The sequence below is a fragment of the Thermomonas sp. XSG genome (assembly GCF_014678725.1).
GTDB lineage: Bacteria > Pseudomonadota > Gammaproteobacteria > Xanthomonadales > Xanthomonadaceae > Thermomonas.
Window position 1 is genome coordinate 872,061 of the sequence record NZ_CP061497.1, and the last position, 13,603, is coordinate 885,663.

At 69.4% G+C, this 13,603-nt stretch carries 14 protein-coding genes, 3 tRNA genes and 1 pseudogene; 5 read left to right on the forward strand and 13 right to left on the reverse strand.

What is annotated here, in order from left to right; genetic code table 11:
- Window positions 1–29 precede the first annotated feature (29 nt).
- The 10 genes from ICG51_RS04130 to ICG51_RS14435 form a co-directional block, all read right to left on the reverse strand.
- Window positions 30–103 (reverse strand) — tRNA-Gly (locus ICG51_RS04130).
- 86 nt (window positions 104–189) lie between these two features.
- Window positions 190–275 (reverse strand) — tRNA-Tyr (locus tag ICG51_RS04135).
- A 136-nt stretch (window positions 276–411) separates the two neighbouring features.
- Complete coding sequence (gene ychF, locus ICG51_RS04140; RefSeq protein ID WP_190281767.1) at window positions 412–1,503, reverse strand: redox-regulated ATPase YchF; 1,092 nt, start codon at window positions 1,501–1,503, stop codon at window positions 412–414.
- 73 nt (window positions 1,504–1,576) lie between these two features.
- Complete coding sequence (gene pth, locus ICG51_RS04145; protein WP_190281768.1) at window positions 1,577–2,158, reverse strand: aminoacyl-tRNA hydrolase; 582 nt, start codon at window positions 2,156–2,158, stop codon at window positions 1,577–1,579.
- A 62-nt stretch (window positions 2,159–2,220) separates the two neighbouring features.
- Window positions 2,221–2,874, reverse strand: a complete 654-nt coding sequence (locus tag ICG51_RS04150; RefSeq protein ID WP_190281769.1) for a 50S ribosomal protein L25/general stress protein Ctc — start codon at window positions 2,872–2,874, stop codon at window positions 2,221–2,223.
- Window positions 2,875–2,986: 112 nt separating this feature from the next.
- A complete protein-coding gene (locus ICG51_RS04155) occupies window positions 2,987–3,946 on the reverse strand; it encodes a ribose-phosphate diphosphokinase (RefSeq protein ID WP_190281770.1) in 960 nt (319 codons plus the stop codon).
- 48 nt (window positions 3,947–3,994) lie between these two features.
- A tRNA-Gln gene (locus ICG51_RS04160) sits at window positions 3,995–4,070 on the reverse strand.
- On the reverse strand, window positions 4,069–4,941 hold the full coding sequence (gene ispE / locus ICG51_RS04165; RefSeq protein WP_190281771.1) for a 4-(cytidine 5'-diphospho)-2-C-methyl-D-erythritol kinase: 873 nt from the start codon (window positions 4,939–4,941) through the stop codon (window positions 4,069–4,071). The genes ICG51_RS04160 and ispE overlap by 2 nt, the downstream gene beginning before the upstream one ends.
- Window positions 4,938–5,567: a lipoprotein insertase outer membrane protein LolB gene (gene lolB, locus ICG51_RS04170; protein ID WP_190281772.1), complete on the reverse strand. Its 630-nt coding sequence runs from the start codon at window positions 5,565–5,567 to the stop codon at window positions 4,938–4,940. The genes ispE and lolB overlap by 4 nt, the downstream gene beginning before the upstream one ends.
- The gene (locus ICG51_RS14435; protein ID WP_190281773.1) at window positions 5,564–7,252 is read right to left on the reverse strand and encodes a tetratricopeptide repeat protein; all 1,689 of its coding nucleotides are present in this window, start codon (window positions 7,250–7,252) and stop codon (window positions 5,564–5,566) included. The genes lolB and ICG51_RS14435 overlap by 4 nt, the downstream gene beginning before the upstream one ends.
- A gap of 91 nt (window positions 7,253–7,343) precedes the next feature.
- Here ICG51_RS14435 and hemA point away from each other — a divergent pair.
- The 5 genes and pseudogenes from hemA to ppk2 all read left to right on the forward strand — a co-directional run.
- Window positions 7,344–8,525 (forward strand): annotated as a pseudogene (gene hemA / locus ICG51_RS04180) (glutamyl-tRNA reductase); the annotation flags it as partial.
- A gap of 62 nt (window positions 8,526–8,587) precedes the next feature.
- Complete coding sequence (prfA, locus tag ICG51_RS04185) at window positions 8,588–9,676, forward strand: peptide chain release factor 1 (RefSeq protein ID WP_190281775.1); 1,089 nt, start codon at window positions 8,588–8,590, stop codon at window positions 9,674–9,676.
- A 64-nt stretch (window positions 9,677–9,740) separates the two neighbouring features.
- A complete protein-coding gene (locus ICG51_RS04190; protein ID WP_190281776.1) occupies window positions 9,741–10,184 on the forward strand; it encodes a GNAT family N-acetyltransferase in 444 nt (147 codons plus the stop codon).
- 120 nt (window positions 10,185–10,304) lie between these two features.
- Complete coding sequence (locus ICG51_RS04195) at window positions 10,305–10,637, forward strand: helix-turn-helix domain-containing protein (RefSeq protein WP_190281777.1); 333 nt, start codon at window positions 10,305–10,307, stop codon at window positions 10,635–10,637.
- Complete coding sequence (gene ppk2 / locus ICG51_RS04200) at window positions 10,634–11,410, forward strand: polyphosphate kinase 2 (protein WP_190281778.1); 777 nt, start codon at window positions 10,634–10,636, stop codon at window positions 11,408–11,410. The genes ICG51_RS04195 and ppk2 overlap by 4 nt, the downstream gene beginning before the upstream one ends.
- A 6-nt stretch (window positions 11,411–11,416) precedes the next feature.
- Here the strand turns inward: ppk2 and ICG51_RS04205 are convergent, their stop codons facing one another.
- The 3 genes from ICG51_RS04205 to ICG51_RS04215 are packed head-to-tail and all read right to left on the reverse strand — an operon-like array spanning window position 11,417 to window position 13,534.
- Window positions 11,417–11,683 carry an acylphosphatase gene (locus ICG51_RS04205; protein WP_190281779.1) on the reverse strand — a complete coding sequence of 89 codons (267 nt, stop codon included), beginning with the start codon at window positions 11,681–11,683 and terminating at the stop codon, window positions 11,417–11,419.
- A 1-nt stretch (window position 11,684) separates the two neighbouring features.
- Entirely contained in the window at window positions 11,685–12,257 is a 573-nt protein-coding gene (locus ICG51_RS04210) for a TlpA disulfide reductase family protein (protein ID WP_190281780.1), read from the reverse strand.
- A 5-nt stretch (window positions 12,258–12,262) separates the two neighbouring features.
- Window positions 12,263–13,534, reverse strand: a complete 1,272-nt coding sequence (locus ICG51_RS04215; protein WP_190281781.1) for a YihY family inner membrane protein — start codon at window positions 13,532–13,534, stop codon at window positions 12,263–12,265.
- Between the last annotated feature and the right edge of the window lie 69 nt (window positions 13,535–13,603).

Genomic DNA, 13,603 nt, shown 5'->3' on the forward strand with positions numbered 1-13,603 from the left:
ACGACAGAACCGCGCGCTGGAAGCAATGGTGGAGCGGGAGACGGGAATCGAACCCGCGCTAGTAGCTTGGAAGGCTACAGTTCTACCATTGAACTACTCCCGCGCCGGGAGCCCTGCCTTGCTGCACCCCCGGCTGGTAAGGCCGGCGGCTTGACTCTTCAACTTCCCGGCTCCGCACGCGGAGCCGAATGGTGGAGGGAGGTGGATTCGAACCACCGAAGGCGTAAGCCAGCAGATTTACAGTCTGCCCCCGTTGGCCGCTTGGGTATCCCTCCGTTCTTTCCTCGTTGAAAGACGGCGAAGCCCCTCAAAGAGCCCGTTATTCTGGCCGTCACTTTCGATTGTGTCAACGGCTTTTTTGCAAAAAAATCCGAATCCTGCTCTTGCCCGCCAGCGGCGGGCCCGGCCGGCTCAGACGTTGAAGCGGAAGTGCAGGATGTCGCCTTCCTGGACGCGATACTCCTTGCCCTCCAGGCGCAGGCGCCCGGCATCACGGGCGCCCGCTTCACCGCGGTACTTGATGAAGTCGTCGTAGCCGATGGTTTCGGCGCGGATGAAGCCCTTCTCGAAGTCGGTGTGGATCACTGCCGCCGCCTGCGGCGCGGTGGAGCCCGCCTTGACCGTCCACGCGCGCACCTCCTTGACCCCGGCGGTGAAGTAGGTCTGCAGGCCCAGCAGCGCGTACGCGGCGCGGATCACCCGGTTCAGGCCCGGCTCCTCAAGCCCGAGGTCGGTGAGGAAGGCATCGCGATCGGCATCGTCGAGCTGGCTCAGCTCTTCCTCGATCGCCGCGCATACCGGCACCACCTGCGACCCTTCCGCCTGCGCGCGGGCGCGCACGGCATCCAGGTGCGGGTTGTCGGCGAAACCATCCTCGAGCACGTTGGCGACGTACATCACCGGCTTCAGGGTGAGCAGGAACAACTCGCGGATGACCGCCTTCTGCTCCTCGTCCAGCTCCACCGTGCGAGCGGCCTTGCCTTCATCCAGCGCGGCGCGGAGCTTACCGAGCACCTCGATCTTGGCCTTGGCGTCCTTGTCACCACCCTTGGCCACGCGCTCGTATCGGGCGATCGCCTTGTCCACCGACTCGAGATCGGCCAGCGCCAGCTCGGTGTCGATGGTCTCGATGTCGGCGATCGGGTCGATGCGGTTGTTGACGTGGATGACGTCATCGTTCTCGAAGCAGCGCACCACGTGGCAGATCGCATCGACCTCGCGGATGTGGGCCAGGAACTTGTTGCCCAGGCCCTCGCCGCTGGCCGCGCCGGCCACCAGGCCCGCGATGTCGACGAACTCCACCGCGGTCGGTATGACCTTCTGCGGATTGATGATTTCGGCAAGCGCACCCAGCCGCGGGTCCGGCACCGGCACCACGCCCACGTTCGGCTCGATGGTGCAGAACGGGAAGTTGGCGGCGGCGATGCCGGCCTTGGTCAGCGCGTTGAACAGGGTGGACTTGCCGACGTTCGGCAGTCCGACGATGCCGCATTTGATGCCCATGGGGGATCCGTGGTTCGGGATTCGTGATTGCCGATTCGACGCTTCCGCCGAATCGGCAATCACCAATCGCCAATCACGGCGCGGGCGTGTGCAGCCGGGTCATCGCATCCATGAAGTTGCCCTGCACTGCCATGGGCAGCACGTCGGCGGCATTGCCGATCGCACGCAGGATCAACGCCTCGTCGGCCGTACCGGGACGCCCCAGCACCCAGGGCGTGACCTTGTCCTTGTGGCCGGGGTGGCCGATACCGATGCGCAGGCGGTGGAACTTGCCGTGGCCAAGCAGGCGGATGGTGTCGCGCAGGCCGTTCTGGCCGCCGTGGCCACCATCGAACTTGAGCCGCGCCACGCCGGGCGGCAGGTCCAGTTCGTCGTGCACGACCAGCATTTCCTCTGGCTCGATCTTCCAGTAGCGCAGCGCCGCGGTGATGGACTTGCCACTGGCGTTCATGAACGTGGCAGGACGCAGCAGCCACACCGGCTCACCGGCCACCACGATCCTGGCGGTTTCGCCTAACAGCTTGCTTTCCAGGCCGAAACGCACGCCATCGGCCTGCGCCAGCGCGTCAATAAACCAGAACCCGGCGTTGTGCCGGGTTCGGGCGTGTTCGGCACCGGGGTTGCCCAGCCCGACGATGAGGCGAAGACCAGCCATCGGAACGACTCCGTTCCCGCGACGTCATCCCCGCTGATGCGGGGATGACGCGCGGCGCGGAATTACTTGTCTTCCTTCTTGGCAGCCTTGGTCGCCGGCACTTCGGCGGCTTCCGGCGCAGCGACTTCTTCCACTTCTTCCTTGCCGTGCTTGGCGACCACGACGGCGACGTCGTGCTCCTTGCCCAGCTTCAGGGCCGGGATTTCCACGCCGGCCGGCAGCTTGAGGTCGGACAGGTGCACCACCGCACCCACGGCGAGGTCGCCGAGGTCGACTTCGATGGCTTCCGGCAGGTCCTTCGGCAGGCAGGCCACTTCGACTTCGGTCAGCTCGTGCATGATCACCACGCCACCGGTCTTGCCGGCCGGGGACTTCTCCTGGTTCAGGAAGTGCAGCTGGACCTTGGTGCGCAGCGCCTGGCTGGCGTCCACGCGCTGGAAGTCCAGGTGCATGATCAGCTGCTTGTACGGATGGCGCTGCATGTCGCGCAGGAGCACCTGCTCGACCTTGCCGTCGATGTCCAGGCTCAGGATCGACGAGTAGAACCACTCGTGGTGGCTGGCCAGCCAGATCGCCTCATGCTCGATCTGGATGGCCTGCGGGGCGGCGCTGCCGCCGTAGACGATGGCCGGCAGCTGGGCGGCACGACGCAGGCGGCGGCTCGCACCCTTACCCTCGACGTTGCGGCCGGTGGCCTTGATGGTGTGTTCGGACATGGCAATGACTCACTTCTGTTGCGATGGAACCGCCTCGCGGCGGTGGAAACACTCACCCGCGACCAGGTGAGTGGAATGCCCCGCCGGCAGGCCGGCGACGCGGATGGGGATGTCAGTCGACGTACAGCGAGCTGACCGATTCGCCGAACGCCATCCGGCGGATGGTTTCGGCCAGCAGTTCGGCCACGCTGAGCTGGCGGATCTTGCTGCAGGCCTTCGCGGCCGGCGACAGCGCGATGGTGTCGGTGACGACCAGCTCGTCGAGCGACGACTTGTTGAGGTTGTCCAGCGCCGCACCGGACAGCACCGGGTGCACGCAATAGGCAACGACCTTGCGCGCGCCGCGCTCCTTCAGCGCGTTGGCGGCGGCGCACAGGGTGCCGGCGGTGTCGACGATGTCGTCGACCAGCACGCAGGTCTTGCCCTCGACGTCACCGATGATGTTCATCACCGTGGCGACGTTGGCGCGCGGGCGGCGCTTGTCGATGATGGCGAGCTCGGCATCGTCCAGGCGCTTGGCGATGGCGCGCGCGCGCACCACGCCACCGACGTCCGGCGACACCACGATGACGTTGTCGGTGCCGTGCACGCGCCAGATGTCGGCCAGCAGCAGCGGCGAGGCATAGACGTTGTCCACCGGGCAATCGAAGAAGCCCTGGATCTGGTCGGCGTGCAGGTCGACGGTGAGCACGCGGTCGGTGTCCACCGCGCCGAACATCTTGGCCGCCACCTTGGCGGTGATCGGCACGCGCGAAGAACGCGGGCGGCGGTCCTGGCGGGCATAGCCGAAGTACGGTACCACCGCGGTGACGCTGGATGCCGAAGCGCGCTTGAGCGCGTCGATCAGCACCAGCAGCTCCATGAAATTCTCGGCGCTCGGCGCGTTGGTCGGCTGGATGACGTATACCTCCTGCCGGCGCACGCTCTCCTCGATCTCCACCTGCACCTCGCCGTCGGAGAAGCGGCTGATCAGGGCCTTGCCCGGACGCACCCCCAGCTCGCGGCAGACCGCGTCGGCCAGCGGCTTGTTGGCGTTGCCCGAGAAAACCAGCAAGTTGGGATTGTCTTGCATTGTGGTGGCCGCGTTGGAGGGCGATGGACGACGCGCGGGAGCGCGGGTTGGCAGGGGCGGAAGGATTCGAACCTACGAATGCCGGGATCAAAACCCGGTGCCTTAACCACTTGGCGACGCCCCTAGTGATGCTGCTCCACTGCATCCAGCAGCGGCGACCGTTCCGCGCCACGCGCCACCCAGGCATGCATGCCCGGCGGCAGCGCCGCCAGCGCCGCTTCGGCGGAACCGCGATCCGCGAATTCCACGAAACAACCGCTGCCCGAACCCGTCAAACGCGGCCTGCCGACGCGCGCAAGCGCCTCGAACACGGCCTCAACGGCCGGTTCGCGGCGACGCAGCACCGGCTCGAACGCATTGCCGAGCACAGCTCCGGAAAGGAAGCCCGCTATTGTCACGGGTGGCGCATCCCGCGTCAAATCAGGGGCTTGGAACAACGCCGCGGTGGCGGCATGCACCCCCGGGGAAGCCAGCAGGTACCACGCGGGCGGCAACTCGATCGGGACCAGCCGCTCGCCGACGCCTTCCGCCCAAGCATTGCGGCCGCGCACGAACACCGGCACGTCCGCGCCCAGATGCTGTCCCAGTGCGGCCAACCGCGCTTCCCCCAGCCGCAGGCCCCACAGACGGTCGAGGCCGACCAGCACGCTGGCCGCGTCGGAGGAACCGCCGCCGAATCCGCCACCCATCGGAATCCTCTTTTCGATTCCAATGTCGACACCTTGCGAGGAATTGGACTCTTTTTTCAGCAAAATCGCAGCACGCACCATCAGATCGTCGGCTTCCGCGACCCCGCTTGCACCGCCGCCAATGCGGGCGATCACGCCATCGGTGCGCGGGCGCAGATGGACCGTATCGCCCCAATCGAGCAGGCGGAACACGGTCTGCAGCTCGTGATACCCGTCGGCGCGCCGTCCCGTGATGTGCAGGAACAGGTTCAGCTTGGCCGGTGCGGGCCACGCGGTCCAGCCTTCCGATGCACCGAGAGCGGTCATTCGGCAATCCATTGGTCAACCACCAGGCGTACCCGGTCCTCGCCACGACGGGTCTCCACTTTCCCCGGCAGGGCGAGCCCATCGGCACCACCCCGCCAGCCGTCGTACTCGACCGTCCACCCCCCCTGCTCGATCCGCCGCGGCAACAGATCCACGCCGTATTCGATCCGCGCCGGGCCAAGCCCGGGCAGCGTGGCGGCGGCGCCACGCACCCAGCAGCCGAGCGCCGCCACCGGGATATCCCAGCCGGTCGCTTCGCGCAGCAGCCGCGCCGGGTCGGGGTCGCGCAGCGGGGCGTCGGCGACGCCCTGCAGCGCGGCGCCGCCGGCATCGACCTCCAGGGTCCAGCTCTGCCGCGTCACCGGCGCCGACAACTGGAGGCGCTGCACACCCGCCGCCTGCGTCCACTCGATCCGGCCACTGCCGCCCTGCCTGCCGTTGGACAGGGCCACCCTGCCAACCAGCGACCAGGCCGGCGCAGCGCAATCCCCGTCCGCCAGTCCCAGCGCGCCGATCCGCACGCGCTGGGCGGCCTCGCCTGCGGCAGCATCACCACTCGCCGGCGGGGGCAGCGATGCGCAGCCCGCCAGCAGCAGACCCGGCAGGGCGCAGGCCGCCCACTTCACGCGCCGGTCTCCTGAAGTGCGCGCTGCAGCGACCGGTTGTCGGGATCGAGGCGGCGCGCGTCATCGAAATACTTGCGCGCCTCGTCCCGGCGCCCAAGCACCCACAGCACCTGGCCAAGGTGGCTGGCGATGTCCGGGTCCTGTTGCAGCGCATAGGCATGACGCAGGTGATCCAGCGCCTGGCGCGGCTTACCCAGCCGGAACAGCACCCAACCATAGCTGTCGATGATGGCGGCGTTGCCCGGTTCGGCCACGCGCGCGCGGTCGATCAGCTCCAGCGCCTCGCGGTAGCGGTCGGTGCGATCGGCGAGCGTGTAGCCCAGCGCGTTGAGCGCGGCGACGTTGTCCGGCTCGATCACCAGCAGGCGACGCAGATCCGCCTCGGCCTTGCCGATCTGGTCGAGCCGCTCCCACATCAGCCCGCGCGCATACAGCAGCGCCGACTCATCCGGAAACGCCGCCAGCCCACGTGCGTAGGCATCCTGCTCGCCATTGGCGTCCTTGGCCTTCTGGCGCAATTCCGCCTCCAGCAGATAGCCATCGCGCCGCTCGTCCTCGGCCAGCGCGGCGTCGGCCTGGATGGCATGCAGCGCGTCGTAGGCCTGCTGCGAGCGCCCCATCGCGTGCAGCACGCCGGCGGCGCGCAGGCGGGCTGCACCCTGCATCCGCTCGCCGGGCACCTTGGCGTACCACTCCAGCGCCTCGTCGTAGCGCTCCAGCAGCTCGGCCAGCTGTCCCAGCAGCAGCCGGCGCATCGGATTGGGGGTGGTCGCGCCGCGCTTGAGTTCTTCGTACAGCCCAGTCAACCCGGTCTTGTCACCGGCCTTGTCCAGCAGCGCGGCGCGGCGGGCGTATGCGGCCTCGTCCTGGGCGCCCGCCGCCAGCACCTGCGCGGCCTTGCCGGCATCGCCCAATGCATCGTATTCGCCAGCCAGTGCCCAACGCAGCGACGGCGGCAGCTGCGCCGGCTCGCCCAGTGCCGCCAGCGCGGCGCGCGCCTCCTCCAGCTTGCCACCCTCGCGCAGCAGCTGCGCCCGCAGCAGCGCAACGCGCGGCTCTCCCGGGAACAGCGTCACCACCCGCTGGACGATGTGGTCCACCAGTTTCGGCTGCTCCAGCCGCTGCGCCAGCCCGCCGAACCCCAGCCAGGCCTGCAGCTGGTGCGGCAGGGCGTCACGGGACACGATCTCTTCCAGCATCGTCACCACCAGCGATTGCTGGCGTCCGACCGCGCCCACCAGCGCGGTCAGCGCCGGGCGCCAGCCGTCCGGCTCGGCCAACAGGGCGCGCAGTTCGCGCCGCGCTGCGCGCTTGTCGCCGGCGCGCAGGGCCAGGCTGGCGGCCACCATCCGCGCCTCCAGGCTGGCTTGCGGCGCCAGCGTCTGCCAGGTGTCGTACGCCTCGCGCGCCAGCGCGTCCTCGTCGGCCAGCAGGGCGATGCGGGTGGCCCGTTCCGCAAGCACCGGATCCTGCGCGGCGCGGGCGGCATCCAGATAGTGTCGCGCCGCCTCCGGCAGCAGCCCGCCCTGCAGCGCGAATTCGCCCGCCAGGCTGGCCTCCAGCGGATCCACACGCGCCTGCGCGGCGACCGGATTGCCGGCGACGGCCCCGGTGAATGCCAGCGCCGCGGCAAGCAGCGCAGCCAGCGGGAACGTGCGCGAACCGGAGCGTTGCGGGTTGGACATGGCAAGGGCCGGTACAATTGGCGGTGGGCCCGCAGCTTAGCGCAGGCACCTGAACGACATTCATCGCGCACTGCAGTCACCACCACGCCCCATGAGCCTGCACGTCCTCGGCATCAACCACCAGACCGCGCCGGTTTCCCTGCGCGAGACGGTGGCGTTCGGCCCGGACACGCTGCGGCATGCGCTGGCGTCGCTGCGCGCGCAGGCAGGCGTGCAGGAAGCGGTGCTATTGTCGACCTGCAACCGCACCGAGCTGTATGCCCGCAGCGATAACGGGCCGGACGCCCTGGCCAACTGGCTGGCCGGCCAGCAGCGCGCCGGCGACGACCTGCATGCCTACCTGTACCGGCACGACGAGGCCGATGCGGTGCGCCACCTGTTCCGGGTCGCGACCGGGCTGGATTCCCTGGTATTGGGCGAGCCGCAGATCCTCGGCCAGGTCAAGCAGGCCTGGAACGATGCGCGCGACGCCGGCAGCCTCGGTGGTCCACTCGACCGTGCGTTTCAGCAGGCCTTCGCCACCGCCAAGCGTGCCCGTACCGAGACCACCATCGGGCGCAACCCGGTCAGCGTCGCCTCCACCGCGGTGCGGCTGGCGCAGGAATCGTTCGCCCGGCTGGATGAATCGGACGTGCTGCTGATCGGCGCCGGCGAGACTATCGAACTGGCCGCCCGCCACCTGGTGGCCGGCAAGGTGCGCCGGCTGCTGATCGCCAACCGCACGCTCGCCCACGCGCAGGACCTGGCCCGGCGCCACGGCGGCTTCGCGCTGCCGCTGGAGGAACTGGACCGGCACCTGGCCGAGGCCGACATCGTCATTTCCGCCACCGCCGCGCGCCAGCCGATCCTGCAGCGCGCGCAGGTCGAGCAGGCGCTGCGCGCGCGCAGGCATCGGCCGATGCTGCTGCTGGACCTGGCGGTGCCGCGCGACATCGCCGAGGACGTCGCCAGCCTGCGCGACGTCTTCCTGTACACGGTCGACGACCTGGAGCGGGCAATCGAGGACAACCGTGCCGCCCGGCGCAATGCCGCCGAGCAGGCCGAGGCGATCATCGAGGTGCACGCTTCACGCTTCATCTCCGCACTCGGCCAGACCGATGCGGCGGCCCCGCTGCGCCGCCTGCGCGAGCACGGCCAGGCGGTGCAGGCGCAGGCGTTGGCCAAGGCACGCGCGCAGCTTGCCGCCGGCCGTGATCCGGCGGAGGTGCTGGACCTGCTGGCGCACACCCTGACCAACAAGCTGCTGCATGCGCCCAGCGCCGCGCTGCGCGAGGACGCCGCGCTCGGCGAGGCGGCGATCCGCCTGTTCACCGCCGGCAAGGGCGACACCGACGCATGACCCCTGCCCTGCGCCGCAAGCTGGAAGCGCTGCTGGAGCGGCGCGAGGAAGTGGAGCGCCTGCTTGCCGACCCGGCGGTGGCCGCGGACCAGACGCGCTTCCGCAGCCTCTCGCGCGAATTCGCCAGCCTGCAGCCGGTGGCCGACGCGCTGGCCGCTGAGGCGCAGGCGCGGGCAGACCTGGCGACCGCGCAGGCGATGCGCGAGGACCCCGAACTGCGCGAACTGGCCGACGACGAGATCGAAACCGCCAACGCCCGGCTTGCCCAGCTGGAGGGCGAACTGCTGGCGCAACTGGTGCCAAAGGACGCGCGCGACGATGGCGGCCTCTATCTGGAAGTGCGCGCCGGCACCGGCGGCGACGAGGCGGCGATCTTCGCCGGCGACCTGTTCCGCATGTACGCGCGCTACGCGGAAACGCGCGGCTGGCGGGTCGAGGTGGAATCGGCCAATCCCGGCGAACACGGTGGCTACAAGGAAATCGTCGCCCGCATCGAAGGCAGTGGCGCCTACGCGCAGCTGAAGTACGAATCCGGCACCCACCGCGTGCAGCGGGTACCTGCCACCGAGTCGCAGGGCCGCATCCACACCTCGGCGGCGACGGTGGCGATCATCGCGCTGGAAAGCGGGGGCGATGCCGAGATCGTCATCAATCCCGCCGACCTGAAGGTGGACACGTTCCGCAGCTCCGGCGCCGGCGGCCAGCACGTCAACAAGACCGAATCGGCGATCCGCATCACCCACGTGCCTTCCGGCGTGGTGGTGGAGTCGCAGACCGAGCGCAGCCAGCACGCCAACCGCGACAAGGCCATGAAGCGCCTGCAGGCGATGCTGTTGGAGGCCGAGCTGGAGAAGCGCGCCGCCGCCACCGCCGCCGACCGCAAGCTGCAGGTGGGCAGTGGCGACCGCAGCCAGCGCATCCGCACCTACAACTACCCGCAGGGCCGGATCACCGACCACCGGGTGGAAGGCCTGACCCTGTACGACCTGCCCAACATCCTCGAAGGCGACCTTGGCCCGCTGGTCCTTCGCCTGCAGCAGGAACAGCAGGCTGAAGCCTTGGCGCAGCTGGCGCGCGAGGCGTGAGGCACTGGCGACAACCAGCACACCGGATGCCCGCCGCCTCGGGCACCACGAACAAGGGATTCCCATGACGATCTCGATTTCCCGCGCCGGCCCCGCCGACCTCGACGCGCTGGCCGCGCTGTTCGACGCCTATCGCCAGTTCTACGGCCAGCCGTCCGACCCCGCGCTCGCGCGCCAATGGCTGCGCGAGCGCCTGCGCTTCGGCGAATCGACCGTGCTGCTGGCCAAGCGCGCGGGCAGCACCGTCGGCTTCGTCCAGCTGTACCCGATGTTCTCCTCGGTGCGCACCGCCAAGACCTGGATCCTCAACGACCTGTACGTCGATACCGGCGCGCGCCGCCAGGGCGTGGCCCGCGCCCTGCTGGACGCCGCCGCGATGTTCGCGCGCGAAGACGGTGCGGCGGGCATTGCGCTGGAGACCAGCCGCGACAACGCGGCGGCCCGCGCGCTGTACCTCGCCGCCGGCTGGCAGGAAGACGCGACCCAGTGGTATTCGCTGGCGCTTTGAGCCGCATCGCGGACGGGCTCCGCATCGCGTCCAGGCGCCCGGCACGACCGATGGCATGCCCGCCCGGCCCGTCGGCAACCGCTCTACACTCGTCTCCTACCTGCCCGCAAAGGAACGACGATGTCGATCGACGCCACCCTGCGACTGCTCAGCAAGGCCCGCGGCCTGTCCGTGGCGGATATCGCCACCGCCATTCCCAGGGCCGGGATCGGTACCGTCAATGCCTGGCTGAAAGGCGAGAAGCTCCCCGGCCGCGACCAGATCGACGCGCTGGCGCGGGCCTTCGGGGTACCGGCCAGCGCGCTGCTGTCGGAACTGGCCAGCACGCTCGACCCGGCCCGCACCAAGGGCGAACATGAGCTGCTGACCGCCTATCGCGCCCTGGGCACCCGCCAGCAGGGGGCATTGCTGGAAGTGGCGCGCAGCATGAAGCCGAGGGCATCGCGCAAATGAGCCAGCTCAAGCGCAAGCAGTACGAGGCCCTGCTGGAACCCATGCAGGTGGAACTGGCCAACGCCGCACGCTGGCTGCAGCACAGCGGCAGGCGGCTGGTGGTGCTGTTCGAGGGCCGCGACACCGCCGGCAAGGGCGGCGCCATCAACGCCATCCACGAGCACCTCAATCCGCGCCAGTGCCGGGTGGTGGCACTGCCGAAGCCGACCGAACGCGAAGCCGGTCAGTGGTATTTCCAGCGCTACATCGCGCAGTTGCCCGCGGCCGGCGAGATCACCCTGTTCGACCGCAGCTGGTACAACCGCGCCGGGGTCGAGAAGGTCATGGGCTTCGCCAGCGACGCACAGGTGGCGGCGTTCCTGCGAGCCACCCCGCAGTTCGAGCGGCAGCTGGTCGACGACGGCATCCTGCTGTTCAAGTACTGGCTGTGCTGCGACCAGGACAGGCAGGAAAAACGCTTCGCCGAGCGCCTGGACAACCCGCTCAAGGGTTGGAAGCTCTCGCCCATCGACCTGGAGGCGCGCACCCGCTACCGCGCCTACACCGACGCGCGCGAGGCGATGCTCAAGGCCACCCACAGCGAACATGCGCCGTGGACACTGGTGGACTTCAATGACCAGAAGCTGGGCCGGCTGACCCTGATCCGCGACCTGCTGGACCGGCTGCCCGACACCCGCATCGACGCGCCGGACATCGCCTTTCCGCCGCTGCCTGGCCGGCTGGCGAAGGAGCACTACGGCGTGCTCAAGCCGATCCCGGGCTTCCAGCCCTGACGCCGCTCAACCGGTCGAGAAACCGTCTGCGACCACGGCTTCCGTTTCGCAGCGCACCACCTCGTCCACCCGCGCCAGCGGCGGGCCATGCTGCAGCCAGCGCTGCAGCGCCGCGATCGCCACCTCTTCGCCAGCCGCCAGCACCTCCACGCTGCCATCGGCAAGGTTGCGCGCATGGCCGCGCAGCCCCAGCCGCAGCGCCTCGTCGCGGGTGGCGATGCGGAAGCGCACGCCCTGCACCCTGCCGCGGACGAGGAAGCGGGTGGCAGTCACGTCAGCCAGCCGGGGTAGCGGCGTCAGGTTTCGGCCCGCCGAACGCGGCGATGTCGTCTTCCAGCATGCGCGCGGTCACCGGCCCGGTGTACTTGCGCAGCATCCTGCCGTCGGGGCCGATCAGCCAGGTCGTGGGCAGGCCACGCGGCGCGCCGAAATCCTTCGGCGGCTCGTACACGTCGATGCGCGCGATCGGATAGGCCACCGGGCGCTTGGCCAGGAACGCGCGCAGCTCGTCCTCGCTGGTGTCCTCGTAAGCCAGTCCGATCACCGCGATGTGCTGGCGCATCGCCGCCAGCGCCGACAGCTCCGGCATCTCCTTGATGCACGGCCCGCACCAGGTGGCCCAGTAATTGACGATCACCCACTTGCCGCGCTGGCCGGCGAGGTCGTAATCCGCGCCGTCCAGGGTGGTGACACGCAGCGACGGGCGCTCCACCTGCGGCGGCTGCACCGCGGCGGAAGCGGGTTTGGGCTTGGCCGCGGGCGCGGTCGCCTGCGGCGCGGGGGCTGGCCCACGCGAACAGGCCGCGAGCAGGCCCGCCAGCAGCAGGGCGACGATGCGAACGTGCATGCGATTCATTCCTCCGGGATCCCGGCATAGACACTGGATACGGGCTGCCGCAACGGTTGCTGCAGGGGGGTGCGCAGCTGCGCGATGGTGTCGCGCACGGCGACGCCCAGCGCGTCGTCCGGCTGCGGCACCGGCACGTCGACCGCGGGGATCCGCAGTTGCGCGGCCTCGTAGAGTTCGTCGAGGCGCACGTCGTCGAGGTCGCGCGCCAGCAGCCACTGGCCGCTTTCGGCCCGCTGCAGCACGTTGATGCTGGCCATCCGCCCCAGCAGCGACTGCACCATGCTGTCGGTCAGGCTGGGCTCCATCGCCTCGATCTGCTCGCTGGTCAGGCCATTTCCGGCGGCGCGCGCGTGCTGGAAGCGGCCCAGCATGCGCAGCAGCCCGTACAGCTCGTGCCCGTGCGGCAGCCGCAACGCCTGTGGCTGGTAACGGAACGCCGACATCGACGAAGCGAACGAGGCGCCGAACAGGATCGACACCCAGCTAAGGAAGATCCACAGCATCACGATCGGCACCAGCGCCACCGCGCCGTAGATCTTCTGGTAGGAATCGAAGCTGCCCAGGTACAGGCCCAGCCCCGCCTTGACGCATTCGAACAGCGCCATCGACAGCAGTCCGCCGGCCAGCGCATGCCGCCACGCCACCGTGCGATGCGGCACCACCTTGAACACCGCGGCGAACGCCAGCAATTCGATCCCCATCGGCGCCAGCCGCAGCATCAGCGCCTCCAGCCAGCGCCCGGCCAGGGTTTCGAAGATCGCCAGCGCGAAGAATCGGGTGGACAGCGCCACGCTGGCCGCGGCCACCAGCGTGCCCAGTGTCAGCACCGTCCAGTAGACCAGGAAGCGGCCGAACTTCGGCCGCGCGGTCGGCACGCGCCAGATCCGGTTGAAGATCGCCTCCACGCTGCTCAGCGTCACCAGCAGCGACACGATCAGCGCCAGCGCGCCCGCGGAGGTCAGCGACTTGGTGTTGGAGGAGAAATCGGTGAGGTAGCCGGACACCGCCTGTGCGGCGCGCGGGACGAAGTTGGCGAAGATGTAGCCGCTGAGGCGCTCGCTCCAGGCGTCGAACACCGGGAACGCCGACAGCACGCCGAACGCCACCATCGACAGCGGCACCAGCGCGAACGCGGTGGTGTAGGACAGCGCGCCGGCCGCCTCGAAAAGGCGGTCGTCGAGGAAGCGCCGCAGCACGAAGCGGCCGAAGCTGCCGGCCCGCGCCGGGTCGCGCAGGCGTTCGCTCCAGCGGTAGATCGAATCCAGCGGTTCCATCCGGCAAGCGTAACCGATGCCATGAATCCGCCGCTTGCACTATGCTGCCGCGTCCCTACGCACGATTGG